This is a genomic window from Streptomyces olindensis (assembly GCF_040645895.1).
Classification (GTDB): domain Bacteria; phylum Actinomycetota; class Actinomycetes; order Streptomycetales; family Streptomycetaceae; genus Streptomyces; species Streptomyces olindensis.
The window spans coordinates 108,477-125,271 of record NZ_JBEYZD010000011.1; the positions used below are offsets into that span (position 1 = coordinate 108,477).

19 protein-coding genes and 1 pseudogene are annotated in these 16,795 nt (G+C 71.8%); 8 read left to right on the top strand and 12 right to left on the bottom strand.

Features of this window, described 5'->3' with window-relative positions:
* Positions 1–30: 30 nt before the first annotated feature.
* Entirely contained in the window at positions 31–972 is a 942-nt protein-coding gene (locus tag ABZ948_RS09445) for an amino acid ABC transporter permease (protein WP_359758329.1), read from the top strand.
* Positions 969–1,730, top strand: a complete 762-nt coding sequence (locus ABZ948_RS09450) for an amino acid ABC transporter ATP-binding protein (RefSeq protein ID WP_359758330.1) — start codon at positions 969–971, stop codon at positions 1,728–1,730. The genes ABZ948_RS09445 and ABZ948_RS09450 overlap by 4 nt, the downstream gene beginning before the upstream one ends.
* A 56-nt stretch (positions 1,731–1,786) precedes the next feature.
* Here ABZ948_RS09450 and ABZ948_RS09455 read toward each other — a convergent pair whose 3' ends face one another.
* On the bottom strand, positions 1,787–2,557 hold the full coding sequence (locus ABZ948_RS09455) for a class I SAM-dependent methyltransferase (RefSeq protein ID WP_359758331.1): 771 nt from the start codon (positions 2,555–2,557) through the stop codon (positions 1,787–1,789).
* 89 nt (positions 2,558–2,646) lie between these two features.
* Between ABZ948_RS09455 and ABZ948_RS09460 the strand changes: the two genes are divergently transcribed.
* On the top strand, positions 2,647–3,306 hold the full coding sequence (locus ABZ948_RS09460; RefSeq protein WP_359758332.1) for a CGNR zinc finger domain-containing protein: 660 nt from the start codon (positions 2,647–2,649) through the stop codon (positions 3,304–3,306).
* A 65-nt stretch (positions 3,307–3,371) separates the two neighbouring features.
* Here the strand turns inward: ABZ948_RS09460 and sodX are convergent.
* A pseudogene (gene sodX / locus ABZ948_RS09465) lies at positions 3,372–3,881 on the bottom strand (nickel-type superoxide dismutase maturation protease); the annotation flags it as partial.
* Between sodX and sodN the strand changes: the two are divergent.
* A complete protein-coding gene (sodN, locus tag ABZ948_RS09470; protein ID WP_010040396.1) occupies positions 3,769–4,164 on the top strand; it encodes a superoxide dismutase, Ni in 396 nt (131 codons plus the stop codon). The pseudogene sodX and the gene sodN sit on opposite strands and share 113 nt — an antisense overlap.
* A 61-nt stretch (positions 4,165–4,225) precedes the next feature.
* Here sodN and ABZ948_RS09475 read toward each other — a convergent pair whose 3' ends face one another.
* On the bottom strand, positions 4,226–4,459 hold the full coding sequence (locus ABZ948_RS09475) for a hypothetical protein (protein WP_359758333.1): 234 nt from the start codon (positions 4,457–4,459) through the stop codon (positions 4,226–4,228).
* 16 nt (positions 4,460–4,475) lie between these two features.
* Positions 4,476–5,630 carry an inorganic phosphate transporter gene (locus ABZ948_RS09480; RefSeq protein ID WP_359758334.1) on the bottom strand — a complete coding sequence of 385 codons (1,155 nt, stop codon included), beginning with the start codon at positions 5,628–5,630 and terminating at the stop codon, positions 4,476–4,478.
* Between the two features lie 105 nt (positions 5,631–5,735).
* Here ABZ948_RS09480 and ABZ948_RS09485 point away from each other — a divergent pair, with 105 nt between their 5' ends.
* Positions 5,736–6,470 (top strand): VOC family protein, encoded by a 735-nt coding sequence (locus ABZ948_RS09485; protein ID WP_359758335.1) that lies wholly within the window; start codon positions 5,736–5,738, stop codon positions 6,468–6,470.
* 242 nt (positions 6,471–6,712) lie between these two features.
* Here the strand turns inward: ABZ948_RS09485 and ABZ948_RS09490 are convergent, their stop codons facing one another.
* The 4 genes from ABZ948_RS09490 to ABZ948_RS09505 form a co-directional block, all read right to left on the bottom strand.
* On the bottom strand, positions 6,713–6,943 hold the full coding sequence (locus ABZ948_RS09490; protein WP_359758336.1) for a hypothetical protein: 231 nt from the start codon (positions 6,941–6,943) through the stop codon (positions 6,713–6,715).
* A gap of 387 nt (positions 6,944–7,330) precedes the next feature.
* Positions 7,331–7,744 carry a YciI family protein gene (locus ABZ948_RS09495; RefSeq protein WP_359758337.1) on the bottom strand — a complete coding sequence of 138 codons (414 nt, stop codon included), beginning with the start codon at positions 7,742–7,744 and terminating at the stop codon, positions 7,331–7,333.
* A gap of 137 nt (positions 7,745–7,881) precedes the next feature.
* The gene (locus ABZ948_RS09500) at positions 7,882–8,103 is read right to left on the bottom strand and encodes a hypothetical protein (protein ID WP_359758338.1); all 222 of its coding nucleotides are present in this window, start codon (positions 8,101–8,103) and stop codon (positions 7,882–7,884) included.
* A 26-nt stretch (positions 8,104–8,129) separates the two neighbouring features.
* On the bottom strand, positions 8,130–8,714 hold the full coding sequence (locus tag ABZ948_RS09505) for a dihydrofolate reductase family protein (RefSeq protein ID WP_359758339.1): 585 nt from the start codon (positions 8,712–8,714) through the stop codon (positions 8,130–8,132).
* A gap of 111 nt (positions 8,715–8,825) precedes the next feature.
* On the opposite strand from ABZ948_RS09505, the gene ABZ948_RS09510 reads away from it, so the two are divergent.
* Positions 8,826–9,497, top strand: coding sequence for a TetR/AcrR family transcriptional regulator (locus tag ABZ948_RS09510; protein ID WP_359758340.1), 672 nt, complete (start codon positions 8,826–8,828; stop codon positions 9,495–9,497).
* Between the two features lie 55 nt (positions 9,498–9,552).
* On the opposite strand, the gene ABZ948_RS09515 is transcribed toward ABZ948_RS09510, so the two are convergent.
* From ABZ948_RS09515 to ABZ948_RS09525, 3 genes are all read right to left on the bottom strand, one after another.
* The gene (locus ABZ948_RS09515) at positions 9,553–10,164 is read right to left on the bottom strand and encodes a GNAT family N-acetyltransferase (protein WP_359758341.1); all 612 of its coding nucleotides are present in this window, start codon (positions 10,162–10,164) and stop codon (positions 9,553–9,555) included.
* A 609-nt stretch (positions 10,165–10,773) separates the two neighbouring features.
* Positions 10,774–11,949, bottom strand: a complete 1,176-nt coding sequence (locus ABZ948_RS09520; RefSeq protein ID WP_359758342.1) for a family 2 encapsulin nanocompartment cargo protein polyprenyl transferase — start codon at positions 11,947–11,949, stop codon at positions 10,774–10,776.
* A gap of 111 nt (positions 11,950–12,060) precedes the next feature.
* Positions 12,061–13,467 (bottom strand): family 2B encapsulin nanocompartment shell protein, encoded by a 1,407-nt coding sequence (locus ABZ948_RS09525; RefSeq protein ID WP_359758343.1) that lies wholly within the window; start codon positions 13,465–13,467, stop codon positions 12,061–12,063.
* A 291-nt stretch (positions 13,468–13,758) separates the two neighbouring features.
* On the opposite strand from ABZ948_RS09525, the gene ABZ948_RS09530 reads away from it, so the two are divergent.
* Both ABZ948_RS09530 and ABZ948_RS09535 read left to right on the top strand, forming a co-directional pair.
* Complete coding sequence (locus tag ABZ948_RS09530) at positions 13,759–14,211, top strand: DUF6010 family protein (protein ID WP_359758344.1); 453 nt, start codon at positions 13,759–13,761, stop codon at positions 14,209–14,211.
* A gap of 10 nt (positions 14,212–14,221) precedes the next feature.
* Positions 14,222–15,130 (top strand): 1-aminocyclopropane-1-carboxylate deaminase/D-cysteine desulfhydrase, encoded by a 909-nt coding sequence (locus ABZ948_RS09535; RefSeq protein ID WP_359758345.1) that lies wholly within the window; start codon positions 14,222–14,224, stop codon positions 15,128–15,130.
* 15 nt (positions 15,131–15,145) lie between these two features.
* On the opposite strand, the gene ABZ948_RS09540 is transcribed toward ABZ948_RS09535, so the two are convergent.
* Positions 15,146–16,744, bottom strand: a complete 1,599-nt coding sequence (locus tag ABZ948_RS09540) for a Na+/H+ antiporter (protein WP_359758346.1) — start codon at positions 16,742–16,744, stop codon at positions 15,146–15,148.
* Positions 16,745–16,795 lie beyond the last annotated feature (51 nt).

Here is a 16,795-nt window from a genome sequence, read left to right on the forward strand (position 1 = left end):
GCGACCCAGCGGCACTGAAAGGCAACACCCGTGACTGTTGACATCGACAAGACGGCGGCGGACACGCCCCCGTCCGGCCCGGAGGCCATCAAGGCCATCCCGGTGCGGCACTACGGACGGTACATCTCCGCCGTCGTCGCCCTCGCCCTGCTGGGCGGCGTCATCTACGCGTTCTCCCAGGGCAAGATCAACTGGGGCGCGATCCCGGACTACTTCTTCGACGACCGCATCCTGAACGGCGTCGGCAAGACGCTCCTGCTGACGGTGCTGTCCATGGCGATCGGCATCGTCGGAGGCGTCCTGCTCGCCGTGATGCGCCTGTCGAAGAACCCGGTGACCTCGTCGATCGCGTGGTTCTACATCTGGTTCTTCCGCGGCACCCCGGTCCTGGTCCAGCTGATCGTCTGGTTCAACCTGGGCCTGGTCTTCGAGTACATCAACCTCGGGCCGTTCTACAAGGACGAGTGGTCGGACTTCATGACCCCGTTCCTGACGGCGCTGCTGGGCCTCGGCCTGAACGAGGCCGCGTACATGGCGGAGATCTGCCGGGCCGGTCTGCTCTCGGTCGACGAGGGCCAGACCGAGGCGTCGCACGCGCTGGGCATGAGCCACGCCAAGACGCTGCGCCGGATCGTCATCCCGCAGGCGATGCGCGTGATCGTGCCGCCGACGGGCAACGAGGTCATCAACATGCTGAAGACGACCTCGCTGGTCTCGGTCGTCCAGTACCCCGAGCTGCTCCGCGCCGCGCAGGACATCGGCCAGACCTCCGGCGCCCCCGCCGAGATGCTGTTCCTGGCGGCGGCCTGGTACCTGCTGCTGACCTCGGTCTTCAGCGTCGGCCAGTACTACCTGGAGCGGTACTACGCGCGTGGTTCGAGCCGGTCGCTCCCGGCCACGCCGTTCCAGAAGATCAAGGCGAACGTGCTGTCCCTGTCCAGCCGCTCGAAGCCGACGGGAGGCAAGGCATGACCGCCATGGTGAAGGCCGAGGGCGTCCACAAGTCCTTCGGTCCCGTCGAGGTCCTCAAGGGCATCGACCTGGAGGTGAAGTCCGGCGAGGTGTTCTGCCTCATCGGACCGTCCGGTTCCGGCAAGTCGACCTTCCTCAGGTGCATCAACCACCTGGAGAAGATCAACGCCGGCCGCCTGTACGTCGACGGCGAGCTGGTCGGCTACCGGCAGAAGGGCGACAAGCTCTACGAGCTCAAGGACAGCGAGGTCGCCCTCAAGCGCCGGGACATCGGCATGGTCTTCCAGCGCTTCAACCTGTTCCCGCACATGACGGCCGTCGAGAACGTCATCGAGGCACCGGTCCAGGTCAAGGGCGTGAACAAGGGCCAGGCGCGGCAGCGGGCCCTGGAGCTGCTGGACCGGGTGGGTCTGGCCGACAAGGCGGGCAGCTACCCCTCGCAGCTCTCCGGCGGCCAGCAGCAGCGCGTCGCCATCGCGCGGGCCCTCGCCATGGACCCGAAGCTGATGCTCTTCGACGAACCGACGTCGGCGCTCGACCCGGAGCTGGTCGGTGACGTCCTGGACGTGATGCGCGACCTCGCCGAGTCCGGCATGACGATGATCGTCGTCACCCACGAGATGGGCTTCGCCCGCGAGGTGGGCGACAGTCTGGTCTTCATGGACGGCGGTGTGGTGGTCGAATCCGGTCACCCGCGCGAGGTGCTGACCAACCCGCAGCACGAGCGGACGAAGTCGTTCCTGTCCAAGGTGCTCTGACGGTACGCACGGCGAGGGGGCGGTACGGGATCTCCGTACCGCCCCCTTCGCGCGGGCTACTTCAGGGCGAGCAGCAGGGTGTCCGAGGGCGAGCACCACACCGGCCTGGCCTCGCCGAATCCCTTCTCGCGCAGCACGCGCGCGTGCCACGCGGCCGACGGCATGTCACCGTCCGCGTGGTCGCCGTAGATCTCGTAGCGCCGGGCCGTGGGCTCGGCGAGGACCGGGTCCTTGGCGGCCAGCTGCCACCACTCGCTCCAGTCGAGGATGCCGTCCCGCTTGGCCTGATCCATGCGGGCGTGCCGCTGGGCCCGCTCCGCGGCGTTGATCCGGGGCGTCGTCTCGTCGATCATGTGGTCCGCGTTCATGAAGACACCGCCGTCGCGGACGAGTCCCGCGACCCGGCCGTAGAGGTCCGCGAGGGGTTCCCGGTGCAGCCAGTGCAGGGCCGTCGCGGTCAGGACGGCGTCGTACGAGTCGTACGGCAGCTTCGCCGGCCAGTCGGGGTCCTTGAGGTCGGCGGTGACGAGGGCGACCCGCTCGTCACCGGCGAAGGTGCCTTCGGCGATGGCGAGGAGGGCCGGGTCGAGGTCGACGCCGGTGCTGGTGGCCTCGGGGAACCGGGCGAGCAGCCGGGCGGTGATGCTGCCCGTGCCGCAGGCGAGGTCGAGCACGCGCGGGGCGGCCCCCACGAGGGCCTCGACCATGTCGAGCATGATCGTGAACCGCTCCTCGCGGTCGGGCAGGTACCACTCCTGCTGCCGGTCCCAGCTCTTCTGCCAGGCCTGCCAGTCGGCGGTGGCGGTGGTCGTGTCCGCGTCCGTCATCGAGCCCCTCCCTCGTAATACCCTGGAAGCACCATCAGCTGTTACAAGTGCGCGCTCACGACAATAAAGCCCCTCCGTAAGGACTACAAGTGGAACTGGCCTATTACTCGGACTACGCCGTGCGCCTCGTCAACACCGAGGAACCGGCCCGGGGCAAGGACACCCTGACGTCGGTCGAGGCCGTCCGTGATCTGTTCGGTGCCCAGCAGTCGGCGGCGCGCCGCGCCACGGACGCGGACGTGACCCGCTTCCGCTCGGTCCGGGCCCGGCTGCGCGCGGTCTTCGAGGCGGCCGACAGCGGCGACGAGCAGCTCGCCGTGGACCTGCTGAACTCACTGCTGCTGGAGTTCCCGGTCAGCCCGCAGATCTCCGGGCACGACATCCGCGACGACGACGGCCGCCCCCTGTGGCACATGCACCTGGCGGACCACCCGTCCAACGCGACCGCGGGCTACGCGGCGATCGCGGCGATGGGCCTGGCGTTCCACCTGACCGAGTACGGCGTGGACCGGCTCGGCCTGTGCGAGGCCCCGCCCTGCCGCAACGCCTACCTGGACACCTCCACCAACCGCTCCCGGCGCTACTGCTCCGACCGCTGTGCGACCCGCGCCAACGTGGCGGCCTACCGGGCCCGCAAACGCCTGGAGGCGGCCCGGCCCGACCTGCCCGAGAGCACCGGCCTGGCGGCCGACAGCACCCAGCCGAGCAGCGCCCAGGGCGAACGCCGGCCGGGCCTGAGCGGCCGGTAGCGGAAGCGGACCCGGCCCAGCACGAGGTCGTCGGGCACGACGCCGTAGTCGGTGCTGTCGCCGCCGGCGTACGCGTTGTCGCCGAGCACCCACCAGCCGTTCTCGCGCCGCTGGGCGGCCCGCTTGACGACCAGCAGGTCCTGCTGGAAGGGATGCCGCAGCACGACGACGTCACCGGGCTTGATCCGGACCCCGTAATGCACCAGGAGCCGGTCCCCGTGGTACAGGGTGGGCACCATGGACGGCCCGGTCACCTCGGCCACCCCGAAAGGCGCGGTCGGCCTTCCCCGCTCGGACTCCTGCGACAGCTCCGGCATCACCCGGCACCTCCCCGGTTCTTCCTCCACCAGTCTCAGTCTCACCCCGGACTTTTGTCCTAAGCCCATGGGGGCACTCGCGAAAACCCTTGCCCCAGGGAGTAATGTCCCCTGTGAGAAGACGATCACGAGGAAGGAATGCTCCATGCTTTCCCGCCTGTTTGCCCCCAAGGTCAAGGTCAGCGCACACTGCGACCTTCCCTGCGGTGTGTACGACCCGGCCCAGGCCCGCATCGAGGCGGAGTCGGTGAAGGCCATCCAGGAGAAGATGGCCGGCAACGACGACCCGCACTTCCAGGCGCGTGCCACCACCATCAAGGAGCAGCGCGCGGAGCTCGCGAAGCACCACGTGTCCGTGCTGTGGAGCGACTACTTCAAGCCGCCGCACTTCGAGAAGTACCCGGAACTGCACCAGCTGGTCAACGACACCCTGAAGGCCCTGTCGGCCGCCAAGGGCTCCACCGACCCGGCGACCGGCCAGAAGGCGCTGGACTACATCGCCCAGATCGACAAGATCTTCTGGGAGACCAAGAAGGCTTGATCGCCCCGTACGGCGAAGGGGCCCGGCCGCCGATCCGGCCGGGCCCCTTCGTCGTACGCGCTCAGTGGAACCGAGGCACGATCAGGTAGATCCCGTACGCCACCACGGCCGCGCAGGCGACGAAGCACAGGACGGCCTGGCCGAGGCCGAGGGCGCCGGTGCCGCCCGGGTGCTCACGGGCGCCCTCCAGCCGGGCGAGGCCGAGGACGCCGAGGGCGAAGACGACGACCACGGCGACGGTGGCGCCGATGCTCACCGCTGTGACCTGGCCGAGTGCGGTCCAGTTCAGATGCATGTCGACTCCCGGTCGTTCAGGCGGCCGCGCCGACCTTGGCCGGCGGCTCGGTACGGAGGGTGACCTCGTGCGTGTCGTTGACGTTGTGCGCGTGCACCGGGTTGCGGCGGGAGAGCACCACGATGCCCGCGGCGAGGGCGGCGCCGACCAGGGCGACGACCGCCGTCCCGAGGTCCCCGCCGTTCTGGACGACCGCGGCGGCCAGGCCGCCGACCAGCGCGGCGGCGGGCAGAGTGATCATCCAGGCGACCGCCATCCGGCCCGCGACGCCCCAGCGGACCTCCGCGAGCCTGCGGCCCAGCCCCGCGCCGAGGATGCTGCCCGAGGCGACCTGCGTGGTGGACAGGGCGAAGCCGAGGTGGGCGGAGGTCAGAATGACGGTCGTGGAGGCCGTTTCGGCCGCGAAGCCCTGCGGCGACTGGATCTCGGTGAGGCCCTTGCCCATGGTGCGGATGATCCGCCAGCCGCCGAGGTACGTGCCGAGGCCGATGGCGAGGCCCGCGGAGGCGATGACCCACAGGGGCGGGCCGGCGTCGTGGCCGAGCGCCCCGGCCGAGATCAGGGTGAGGGTGATGACGCCCATGGTCTTCTGCGCGTCGTTGGTGCCGTGGGCGAGGGAGACGAGTGAGGCGGAGGCGATCTGGCCGACGCGGAAGCCCTTGGTGACGGACTCCTTGCGGGCGCGGTCGGTGAGCCGGTAGGCGAGGTAGGTGGCGAGCAGCGCGGCGACCCCGGCCACGACCGGCGAGGCCACCGCCGGGACCAGCACCTTCTCGACGACCTTGTCGAAGTTGACCCCGTGGCTGCCCGCCCCCACCCACACCGCTCCGATCAGCCCGCCGAACAGGGCGTGCGAGGAGCTGGAGGGCAGTCCGACGAGCCAGGTCAGCAAATTCCACAGGATCGCCCCGACCAGCCCCGCGAAGATCATTCCCGGCGTGACGAGGGTGTCGTCCACGATGCCGCCCGAGATGGTCTTGGCCACCTCGGTGGACAGGAAGGCGCCGACGACGTTGAGGACACCGCTGATCAGGACCGCCGTTCGGGGAGCGAGCGCGCCGGTGGCGATGGACGTGGCCATCGCGTTCGCCGTGTCGTGGAATCCGTTGGTGAAGTCGAACGCGAGCGCCGTCACGATGACGACGGCCACGAGGAACGTGATGTGGTCCATTCCTGAATGCAAACAAGCCCAGGCCAATAGGCGGGGAACGGCAAGGCAAAGGCTGGTCAAGGTTCACGCGGGTGGCCGTGGCGGCGGCCCCCTAGGATCGCGGCCATGACGATCCGCTGGACGTACGCCTTCGCCGACCGGCCGCGCGAGACCTTCGGTGCCGCCTGTGACTTCTGGACCGCGGTGACGGGGACCCGGCTCTCCGAACTCCGCGGCGAGCACTCCGAGTTCGTCACGCTGCTGCCGGACGGCGCCGACGCGTGTGTGAAGGCCCAGGCGGTCGGGGCGGGGGCCGGCGGAGCGCACCTGGACTTCTGCGTGGAAGACGTACGGGAGTTCGCCGACGCGGCCGTGCGGCTCGGCGCGCAAGTGGTGGAGGACCTCCGGTCGCTCGTCGTGCTGCGGTCGCCGGGCGGGCAGTTGTTCTGCGCCGACCCCTGGCGAGGGCAGGCGTCGCGGCCGGGCGTGGTGCGGGGCAGCAGGCTCGACCAGGTGTGCGTCGACGTCCCGCCGTCGGTGTACGACGCCGAAGTCGCCTTCTGGAGTGCGCTGCTGGCCGGCTGGGAGTCGCGGCCCGGCGCCCTCCCGGAGTTCCACGTGGTGGCACCGCCGTCCGGCCTGCCGGTCCGGCTGCTTCTGCAACGCCTCGAAGAGGAGCGCCCGGTCTCCGCCCACCTCGACCTCGCCTGCGCGGACGTCGGGGCGACCCGGGCGTGGCACGAGGAGCTCGGCGCCGGGTACGTGGCGGCCTTCTCCGGCTGGACGGTGATGCGCGACCCGGCGGGCGGCACGTACTGCCTGACGAGCCGGGACCCGGAGACGGGCGGGCTGCGGCTCTAGGGGGTGTCCGCAAAGTCCCGCCTGCCCCGCGACGCCCGGCACGCTCCCCCAAGCTCTTCGAGCAGGGGGTATCCCCACTCGCCGCACCGGGCGAACACCCGAGTACAACCAGTACGCGGGCGTCCGCCCGGCACACCGAGAGCACGCTCCCCCAAGCTCTCGGCTTCGCTCGAGCAGGGGGGACCCCCATGACGCCGCAGGGCCCGCCCTCCGGGCGAACGACGCGACTTTACGGACACCCCCTAGTCCGTCTCCGCGTACGCGCACAGGACCGCCCCGACGCCCTCGGGGGTCGGGCAGGGCGGCAGGTCCGGGGTCTCGTCGGGGTCGGTCCGCTCCCAGACGTACGGCCCCCGCGGCTCCGTCGAGTCCTGCATCCAGAGGGTCAGCCCGCCCGCGACGGCCACGGCCACCGCCCATACGATCACGGCCCGGCGCCAGAGCATGCGTCGCCGCTCCCCCGTCATGCTCATGCCGCACACGTTAGTGCCTCGACCGCGCCGCCCGGGCCCGGAGACAGCGTTGCCCGGGCGGGCCGAGGGTCTGGACAGGGGCCGACCGCAGGCGGACTGGGCAACGGCCGACTCGCAGGCGGACTGGGCAACGGCCGACTCGCAGGCGGACTGGGCAACGGCCGACTCGCAGGCGGACTGGGCAGCGGCCGACTCGCAGGCGGACTGGGCAACGGCCGACTCGCAGGCGGACTGGGCAACGGCCGACTCGCAGGCGGACTGGGCAGCGGCCGACTGGCAGGCGGACTGGGCAGCGGCCGACTCGCAGGCGGCTCGGGTGGCTTGGGGCTCGCCCGCACGGTCCGTCCCGGGCGTGTTCCGCAGCGGCGGATCGTCGGGTACGGCCCGTCAGATGTCCCCGGACCCGTCCATGATCGGGCGGATCACGACCGGATGGTCGGGGGCACCGGCCGGCTGGGGGCAGCGGGCGACGCGCTCGGCGATCTCCGTGACCCGCTCCAGGCTCTCGCACTCCAGGACCCAGAAACCGGCCGGCAGCTCCTGGGTCTCGCCGTAGGGGCCGTCGGTGATGACGGCCTTGCCATCGCCGCCGAGGGTGACGTGCCGGCTCTGCGCCGGCTCGGCCAGGCCCTGCCCGTCGACGAGCTCACCGGTCTCGGAGAGGTCGTCGTTGATGGCGCCCATGTAGGAGAACATCGCCTGCAGCTCCTCCTGGCTCCAGGCGGGGGAGGTCTCCGAGGCCTTGCCGCGCATCGCTTCGTAGTCCGCCTGCGTGCCCTGCACCATGACCAGGTACTTCATCAGTCCGCTCCTTCGGCACTCACCGCCCTGCCGGGCGGACATTCACAGGGGACGTCGGAGCCGGGCCGGTGTTCTCGACACACGGACTCGGGGATTCTTCGCGCCGGTTCCACATGGAGGCCGCCCCGGGCGGGGCGTCACAGGCGGGGCGGTGCCCCGGCGGCAGGGGCGGACTCGGCGCGCCCGGCGTCCGCACCGGTGCGGCGCACCGCGCCCTGCTCGTCGCAGGCCGCGCACGCGGGGTTGTAGCAGGGGCCCGCCATCCATCGCGGCACCCACGCGCCCAGCGTCTTGTGGCGCCGGACGACTGTCTCCACCGGCTGTCCGCAGGACGGACAGACATGTCCTTCGCTGCCCATGTCCTCAGAGTAGGACGGTCCGAGCCTCAGCGCTTCCTGCCGTACGTGCGCACCAGCACGCCGTTGCCGAACGTGCGCGCCGACTCCAGCGTGAACTCCGAGATCGCGAATCCGGAGCCGAACATGGGCATGCCCGTGCCGTACACGAGCGGGTAGGACTTGATGACGAGCTGGTCGATCTCGTCGAGCAGTTCTCCCGCGATGCGGGAACCGCCGCACAGGTAGATGCCGAAGTCGCCGTCCTCGGCCTTGAGTTCGCGGACCTTGCCGACCAGGTCGTCCGCGATGATCTCGACGTTCGGGTCGGGCGACTCGCGCAGGGTGCGGGAGGCGACGTACTCGCGCAGATGGGCGTAGGGGCTGGTGACGCCTTCCTTCAGGGCGACGTCGTAGCTGGCCCGGCCCTGGATGATCGTGTCGAATCGCTTGTTCTCCAGGTCGTCGATGCCGGCGGCGCGGCGGCCCTGGGTGGGGATGGTCTCGGGGTACTCCGCCTTGAGGAAGGCGAAGAACTCCTCGTCGACGAAGGGGAACATCGCCGACGCGTCGCCGCCCGGGTCCCCGATGAAGCCGTCGAGGGAGCAGGCGATGAAGTACGTGAGCTTTCGCAAGCCGGTCTCTTTTCGTAGGCTGTCGCTGCAACAACTACAGTTGTAGTGCTCCTCCTGTAGTGGTTGCAAGGGAATAATCGCGAGCCGCCGAAGTGGGAGAAGGGACTCCGCATGGCCAGCAACCCCGAGCGCCGGGCCGCGCTCGTCGACGCCGGTGTCGAGGTGCTCGCGCGGGAGGGTGCGCGGGGGCTGACGTTCCGCGCGGTGGACGCGGAGGCCGGTGTGCCGGTGGGCACCGCCTCCAACTACTTCACCGACCGCGCCGACCTGCTGCGGCAGATCGACACCCGGTTGCACGTCCGGCTCGCGCCCGACCCGGACGTGGTCGCCGGGCTGATGACCCGGCCGAAGGACCGCTCACTCGTCACGGCGTTCATGCACGACCTCATGGCCCGCGCGACCCGCGACCGCACGGGCTACCTGGCCCTGATGGAACTGCGCCTGGAGGCCACCCGGCGCCCCGAACTGCTCGCCTCCTACACCAAGTCGGTGCGCGGTGACCTGGAGGAGGCCATGGAGTTCCACCGCACGGCCGGGCTGCCCGGCGGCGACGAGTCCGTCGCCGTCCTCTACCTGGCCATGCTCGGCCTGCTCCTGGAGCACCTGACCCTGCCGGGCGTCCTGGAGGGCGTCCTGCCCGGGGTGGGCGTACCGGACGGGCTGGTGGAACGGATCGTGACGACGGTGCTGCCGGAGGGCTCGGGCTCTCCGGAGGACCGGCACCAGGAGGACCGAGACCGGCCGACCGGGCAGGACCGAGACCGGCCGACCGGGCAGGGCTGAGGCGCTGAGGCGCTGAGGCCGGCAGGGAAGCTGGGAGCCGGTCGGAGGAAACTGGTCAGGACGCCCGGTGCGGCCTGGGCTCGCGCCACATCGGCCACATGGCCGGGCCGTCGGGGAGGTCGAGGACCGGGCCGGCGAGCTCGAAGCCGAGGCGTTCGTACAGGTCGCGGCTGCGGGCGTTGCTGGCCTCCAGATACGCCGGCCGGCCCTCGCGGTCGCAGCGGTCGAGCACCGACTCGATGAGCGCGGTGCCGAGGCCCTCGCCCTGGCGGCCCGGGGCCACGCCGATCATCCACAGGTACTCGTGGGCCCGGCCGGAGGGGTGGATGGCGGCCGTCAGCCGGCCGATCGCCTCGATGCGCTCGTTGTCCGGGTCCACGGCCTGCCGCACCTGGGCCGGACCGTCGTCCTCGGCGTCGCCGTCGTGCTCGCCGGCCGGCATGGACAGCCACAGCGCGCAGGCCGAGCCGTCCTCGGTGAGGTCGACGCGCCCGGAGGCGAGCACCACGTCGGTGAAGGCGGCCATGAGCCCGGGGTGCTTGGCACGGCGGTCCTGCGCGTCGGGGAAGACCCAGCCGCTCACGGGGTCGTCCTGGAACGCCTCGTCGAGGATCCGGACCACCAGGTCCCGGTCCGCCTCGTCCGCCGTCCGGATCGCCACGCCCATGTCCCGCCCCTTCGTTCGTCCCGACGGGCGTTGATCGTAGGGCGGTCCTCGGCCGTCCCGGAGGGCGGCACGGGAGCTTGGCGGGATTCAGTCGAACATCCGCCCGGAGATGATCGCCCGGGGCGCGCGAAGGGGCGGGCCCCGCACTCCGTGGGGAAGTGCGGGACCCGCCGGCCGGAGACCGGTGGCCGTGCGGAGTCAGGAGCCGCACAGCCCCCGCGCTCCGGGGTCCTGATGCCCTTCGGAGGCCCGAAGGGTCACCGGGTACTGCCGTCGCCGGGCCGGGCGCCGACCGTCAACTGCCGCGCGCTGACGGCCGACCGCCTCAGCCGACCACCAACGGCTGCGCGGCGACCGTTGACTGCGGCACGCCGACCGCCGAACTGCTGCGCACCGACCGTTGACTGCGGCACGCCGACCGCCCACTGCTGCGGCCCGGCTGTCAACTGCGACGGCCCGGCCGTCAACTGCTGCGCACCGAACCCAACCGATGCGCACCAACCGTCAACTACTGCGCGCCGAGCGTTAACTGCCTCACGCCCACCGCCAACTACTGTGCACCGACCGTCGACCGCTGCGCACCGACCATCAACTGCTGCGCATCGACCATCAACTGCTGCGTCGCGTCACGAACTCGGCGAGGGCCAGCAGACCGCCCGCCGCCTCCGGGTCCGGCACCGCGCGCGCCAGTTGCTGCATCGCCCGGGCCATCCGGTCGGCCGCCTGACCCTGGGCCCAGTCCCGGCCGCCCGCGCGCTCCACGGCGGAGGCGATGCGGTCCAGATCCTCCTTGTCGTGGGGACGGGCGTACAGCTCGGCCAGTTCGGCGGCCGCCGGTGTGCCGGAGGCGCAGGCCGCGATGATCGGCAGGGACTTCTTGCGCGCGGCCAGGTCCGCACCGACGGGCTTGCCGGTGCGGCTCGGGTCGCCCCATATGCCGATGACGTCGTCGATGAGCTGGAAGGCGAGCCCGGCCTCCCGGCCGAACGCGTCCAGCGCCGCCACGTCCGCGTCCCCGGCGCCCGCGTACAGTCCGCCGATCGCGCACGCGCTTCCCAGCAGCGCGCCGGTCTTGGCCTCCGCCATGGCGAGCACCTCGTCCAGCGTGACCTCGCCGGGGCCGCGCCGCTCCATGGCCGTGTCGGCGTGCTGCCCGGCGCACAGCTCGACCACGCAGTCCGCGAGCCGGGCGGCGGCGCCAGGGGACGCCGGATGCGGATCCTCGGCGAGCAGCCGCAGGGCCAGCGCCTGCAGGGCGTCCCCGGCGAGGATCGCGTCGGCGTCGCCGAACACGGTCCACGCGGTGGGCCGGTGGCGGCGGGTGGCGTCCCGGTCCATCACGTCGTCGTGCAGCAACGTGAAGTTGTGGACCAGCTCCACCGCCGCGGCCGCCCGGACCGCCCCCGCCCGGGCCTCGGGTCCGCCCAGGGCGGCCGCGGCGGCGAGGACGAGCGCGGGACGGATCGCCTTGCCCGAGCCGCCCTCGGCCGGGGTGCCGTCCTCCTGTGCCCAGCCGAAGTGGTAGAGCGCGATCCGGCGCATCGACCCGGGCAGCGAGCCGATCGCGGCCCGCAGCACCGGATCGACCTCCGCCCGGGCCCGCTCCAGGAGCATGACCGCCTCGTGCCCCTCGGCCGGTCCCGGCCGGCCGTCCTGCTGCGTCCCGATGGGCCCCCGCCTTTCCGGCGCCCCGGCCGCACGCCGGGGCTCGGCGTCGCGCCGCCCGCCGGGTGCGGGCAGCGTCGTCTCCGTCCTGAACTCGACATCCGTGAGGGACTCACCCATGGGACCGCCTCGGAGAACGAGCGGACGGTGTCGCTTCCGCTGCCGCTGGGCGCGTGCCCCAGGGGTGTACCCGCCCTGCCGGGCGGGGACACGGCCGACGTGCCGGAAGCGTCACTGCCAGCGGCCGATCTCGACGTTCTCCAGGACGCCGAGCGCGTCCGGCACCAGGACCGCGGCCGAGTAGTACGCCGTGACCAGGTACTTGATGATGGCCTGTTCGTTGATGCCCATGAAGCGCACGGACAGGCTCGGCTCGATCTCGTCCGGGATGCCGGAGGCCCGCAGGCCGACGACGCCCTGGTCGCTCTCGCCGGTACGCATGGCGATGATCGACGTCGTCCGGGCTTCGGTCACCGGGATCTTGTTGCACGGGAAGATCGGCACGCCGCGCCAGGTGGGGATGCGGTTGCCGCCCATGTCGATGGTCTCCGGGACCAGCCCCCGCTTGTTGAGCTCGCGGCCGATCGCGGCGATCGCGCGCGGATGGGCGAGGAGGAGCTTGGTGCCGCGGCGCCGGCTGAGCAGCTCGTCCAGGTCGTCCGGGCTGGGCACGCCGTCGTGCGGCTGGATCCGCTGGTCGTACTCGCAGTTGTGCAGGAGGCCGAAGTCACGGTTGTTGATCAGCTCGTGCTCCTGGCGCTCCTTCAGCGCCTCGACCGTCAGCCGGATCTGCTGCTCCGTCTGGTTCATCGGCTGGTTGTAGAGGTCGGCCACGCGCGTGTGGATGCGCAGCACGGTCTGGGCGACGCTCAGTTCGTACTCACGGGGCCGGGCCTCGTAGTCGACGAACGTGTGCGGGATGTCCGGCTCGCCGGAGTGGCCGGCGGCGAGGTCGATCTCCTTCTCGCCGTACTTGTTGGAGCGCTGCTGCGGGATCGCGCGGCGCTGCTCCAGGTGCTCGCGCAGCGAGTCCGAGCGCTCCGCGATCTGCTCGAACTCCTGACGGGGCAGCACGAGGACGGTGCACGCGGTGAGCGCGCGGGCGGTGTACTCCCAGATGGCGTCCTGGTTCAGCAGGGCTTCGTCGCCGAAGTAGGCGCCGTCGGCGAGGACTCCGAGGGACTCGTCGTCGCCGTACGGGCCCGTGCCGATCTTTTCCACCCTGCCGTGTGCGAGCAGGTACACCTCGTCGGACGGGCTGCCGAACGAGGCGATCACCTCGCCCGACCGGATCTCCCGCTGCTCGCAGCGGCGGGCGATCTCGGAGAGCACCTCCTCGTCCTCGTACGACCGCAGCGCGGGCAGTTCGCCCAGCTCGGCGGGGATGATCTCGACCCGGTCGCCGGTCTTCACGAACGTCATCCGGCCGTCGCCCACGGCGAACGTCAGTCGTCGGTTCACCCGGTACGTACCACCCTGGATGTCCACCCAGGGCAGCATGCGCAGCAGCCAGCGGGAGCTGATCTCCTGCATCTGCGGCACGGACTTGGTCGTGGTGGCCAGGTTCCGCGCGGCCGCCGTGCCGAGACTCTGCTGCGGCTTGGTCTCCTCCGTGCGGACCTCTTCGCCTACCGACATAGAGAACTGCCCTCCCGGTTGTGATCGACGCCCATATGCCTCGGGCATCGACGTGCACGCCCAAGCCTTCCGCAGGAAGTGCCGCTGTGCTATTACCCGAAAGAGCGGGAATGGATCTTCGTATTACTGGGCAGAAGGGGGCCCGTTCCCGGCGTTCGACGGCGCCGCGGCGGGGTCCGGGCGGCTGGCGACAACCGGTGGGTACCTGTCGGTAATGCCTCTGGGGCCCGCCCGGGGCCGGTTCTAGCGTGGTGGCCCGTCCCCGTCGGCCACTCCAGAAACGGCCCGTCCATGCAGTACATCGCGCCGATCGCGATCGGCTTCCTCTACGCCCTGTTGATGTCCTTCGTCCGCGAGCCTCACCGACGGCGGCTGAACGCGATGATGGTCGCCGGTGCCGGCGCCGCGTACCTCAGCGGCGGCGGCCTGGGCGGCTGGGAGTTCGCCTTCACCGCGCTCGTCACCTACGTGGCCTTCCGCGGCCTGGAGTCGTGGACCTGGATCGGCATCGGATGGCTGCTGCACACCGCCTGGGACGTCGTCCACCACCTCAGGGGCGAGCCGATCATCCCGTTCGCCCACACGTCCTCCCTGGGCTGCGCGATCTGCGACCCGGTGATCGCGCTCTGGTGCCTGCGGGGAGGGCCGTCGCTCCTCGCACTCGCGCGCAACCGGCGCGGGCGGAGGCCGTCGGAGTCCGATGCGGACGTCAGCCGCGGGACCCCGTCCCCCACGCGCGGGTGACAATGGCCGCGTGACCAGCCCCGGCCTCCCCGGCCTCGCCGCACTGCGCCCCCGGCTGCCCTCGCCGGTGCAGGAGGTCGTGGACGGCCGGTTCGAGCGCCGGGGAGTCCGGCTGCTGCTGAAGCGGGACGACCTGATCCACCCGGAGCTGATCGGCAACAAGTGGCGCAAGCTGGCGCCGAACCTCGCGGCGGCGGCCGGCCGGACCGTCGTCACCTTCGGCGGTGCCTGGTCCAACCACCTGCGCGCCACGGCCGCGGCGGGCCGGCTGCTCGGCATCCCCACGGTCGGTGTCGTGCGCGGCGACGAGCTGGCCGGCCGGCCCCTCAACCCGTCGCTGGCCCGCTGCGCGGCCGACGGCATGCGGCTGCACTTCGTCGACAGGGCGACGTACCGCCGCAAGTCCGAGCCGGGGCCCCTGGCCGGGATCCTGCGCGCGGCGGACGCCGAGGAGGCCTACTTCGTCCCCGAGGGCGGCAGCAACGCGGAGGCCGTGCGCGGCTGCCGGGCGCTCGGCGCCGAGCTGCGCGGCCGGGCCGGGGTGGTCGCCGTGGCGTGCGGCACGGGCGGCACGCTGGCGGGCCTGGCCGCCGGTCTCGCCCCCGGCCAGCGCGCCCTGGGGGTGCCGGTCCTCAAGGGCGGCTTCCTGGCCGCCGACACGGAGGCGCTGCAGCGGCAGGCCTTCGGCGGGCCGCGCGGTGACTGGAGCATGGACGACCGCTTCCATTTCGGCGGCTACGCGCGCGTGCCCGCCGAGCTGGACGCCTTCGCGGCGGACTTCGAGGACCGTCACGGCCTGCCCGTCGAGCGCCTGTACGTCGCCAAGCTGCTGTACGGGCTCGTCGCCCTGGCCGAGGAGGGCGCCTTCCCGCGCGGGACGACGGTGGCGGCCGTGGTCACCGGCCGCCCCTTCCCCTGACGCCCGGCCCGGTCGCTACGCCGCCTCCCGGAAGGCCGCCGCCTCCTCCAGGTCGAGCCTGCGCAGCAGGGTCCGCAGCATCTCGTCGTCGATGTACCGGGCGTCCCGGAGCTTGACGAACACCTCGCGCTCGGCGCTGATCATCTCCCGGGACAGCCGCCGGTAGGTGTCGTCGACGGACTCACCCGTGACCGGGTTGGCCTGCCCGAGCCGCTCCCAGACGGCGTTGCGGCGGCGCTCCAGGACGGTGCGCAGCCGGTCGGCGAGCGGGGCGGGCAGGGCGTTGCGCTCGTCGGAAAGGAGTTCGTCCAGGCGCCGCTCCGCGGCCCGGGAGGCCTGCGCCTGGGCGTTGGCCTCGGCGAGCGTCTCGGCCTGCGTGTCCCGCCCGGGGAACTTCAGCAGGCGGATCAGCGGCGGCAGGGTCAGGCCCTGCACGACCAGGGTCCCGATGACGGTCGTGAAGGTCAGGAACAGGATGAGGTTGCGCTGCGGGAACGGTTCCTCGCCGTCGTGCATGGTGAGCGGGATGGAGAAGGCGATCGCCAGGGAGACCACGCCCCGCATGCCGGCCCACGCGATGACGAACGGCCCCTTCCACGTCAGCTGTCCCTCCCGCTCCCGGATGCGCGCCGACATCAGCCGCGGCAGGAAGGTCGCCGGGTACACCCAGACGAACCGGGCCGCGACGACCACCAGGAAGACGGCGACGGCGTACCAGGCGGCCTCGACGCCCTCGTACTCGCCGAGCCCCCGCAGCACCACCGGCAGCTGCAGTCCGATCAGCGCGAACACCGCGGACTCCAGGACGAAGGCGACCATCTTCCACACCGCCTCCTCCTGGAGCCGGGTGGCGAAGTCGACCTCCCACGCGCGGTGTCCCAGGTAGAGCGCGACGACCACGACCGCGAGGACCCCGGAGGCGTGCACCTGCTCGGCGGCGGCGTACGCGACGAACGGGATCAGCAGGGAGAGCGTGTTCTGCGGCAGCGCCTCCTTCACGTGTGTGCGCAGCCAGTGGATCGGCGCCATCAGCACCAGTCCGACCAGGACGCCCCCGATCGCGGCGACCAGGAACTCGCCGATGCCCCCGGCCCAGGTCGCGCCCTCCCCGACGGCGGCGGCCAGGGCGACCCGGTAGGCGGTGATCGCGGTGGCGTCGTTCAGCAGGGACTCGCCCTGGAGAATCGTGGTGATCCGCGACGGCAGCCCGACCCGGCGTGCCACGGCCGTGGCCGCGACCGCGTCCGGCGGCGCCACCACCGCGCCGAACACCAGGGCCGCCGTCAGCGGCAGGTCCGGCACGATCAGGTACAGGGCCCAGCCGACGACGAAGGTCGCGAACAGCACGTACCCGACGGACAGCATCGCGACCGGCCGCAGCTGGGCCCGCAGGTCGAGGTACGAGCTGTCGGTGGCGGCCGTGTGCAGCAGCGGGGGCAGGATGAGCGGCAGGACGATGTGCGGGTCGAGGGTGTAGTCGGGCACCCCGGGGACGTAGCTGACCACCAGCCCGACCGCCACCAGCAGCAGCGGCGCCGGCACCGGGGTGCGCCGCGCGGCGGCGGCGATCGCGGCGCTGCCCGCCACCAGCAGCAACAGTGGCATCACGTCCATCGTTCTCGCCCGCCCTCTTTTTTCGACGCGGTCTTCCGCTCGACCGTCGTA

Bases quoted from the DNA above. Each gene is read 5' to 3' on its own strand.
- ABZ948_RS09450 (WP_359758330.1), top strand. From the start codon at position 969: ATGACCGCCATGGTGAAGGCCGAGGGCGTCCACAAGTCCTTCGGTCCC.
- ABZ948_RS09455 (WP_359758331.1), bottom strand. From the start codon at position 2,557: ATGACGGACGCGGACACGACCACCGCCACCGCCGACTGGCAGGCCTGG.
- sodN (WP_010040396.1), top strand. From the start codon at position 3,769: ATGCTTTCCCGCCTGTTTGCCCCCAAGGTCAAGGTCAGCGCACACTGC.
- ABZ948_RS09475 (WP_359758333.1), bottom strand. From the start codon at position 4,459: ATGCATCTGAACTGGACCGCACTCGGCCAGGTCACAGCGGTGAGCATC.
- ABZ948_RS09480 (WP_359758334.1), bottom strand. From the start codon at position 5,630: ATGGACCACATCACGTTCCTCGTGGCCGTCGTCATCGTGACGGCGCTC.
- ABZ948_RS09485 (WP_359758335.1), top strand. From the start codon at position 5,736: ATGACGATCCGCTGGACGTACGCCTTCGCCGACCGGCCGCGCGAGACC.
- ABZ948_RS09490 (WP_359758336.1), bottom strand. From the start codon at position 6,943: ATGAGCATGACGGGGGAGCGGCGACGCATGCTCTGGCGCCGGGCCGTG.
- ABZ948_RS09495 (WP_359758337.1), bottom strand. From the start codon at position 7,744: ATGAAGTACCTGGTCATGGTGCAGGGCACGCAGGCGGACTACGAAGCG.
- ABZ948_RS09500 (WP_359758338.1), bottom strand. From the start codon at position 8,103: ATGGGCAGCGAAGGACATGTCTGTCCGTCCTGCGGACAGCCGGTGGAG.
- ABZ948_RS09510 (WP_359758340.1), top strand. From the start codon at position 8,826: ATGGCCAGCAACCCCGAGCGCCGGGCCGCGCTCGTCGACGCCGGTGTC.
- ABZ948_RS09515 (WP_359758341.1), bottom strand. From the start codon at position 10,164: ATGGGCGTGGCGATCCGGACGGCGGACGAGGCGGACCGGGACCTGGTG.
- ABZ948_RS09520 (WP_359758342.1), bottom strand. From the start codon at position 11,949: ATGGGTGAGTCCCTCACGGATGTCGAGTTCAGGACGGAGACGACGCTG.
- ABZ948_RS09525 (WP_359758343.1), bottom strand. From the start codon at position 13,467: ATGTCGGTAGGCGAAGAGGTCCGCACGGAGGAGACCAAGCCGCAGCAG.
- ABZ948_RS09530 (WP_359758344.1), top strand. From the start codon at position 13,759: ATGCAGTACATCGCGCCGATCGCGATCGGCTTCCTCTACGCCCTGTTG.
- ABZ948_RS09540 (WP_359758346.1), bottom strand. From the start codon at position 16,744: ATGGACGTGATGCCACTGTTGCTGCTGGTGGCGGGCAGCGCCGCGATC.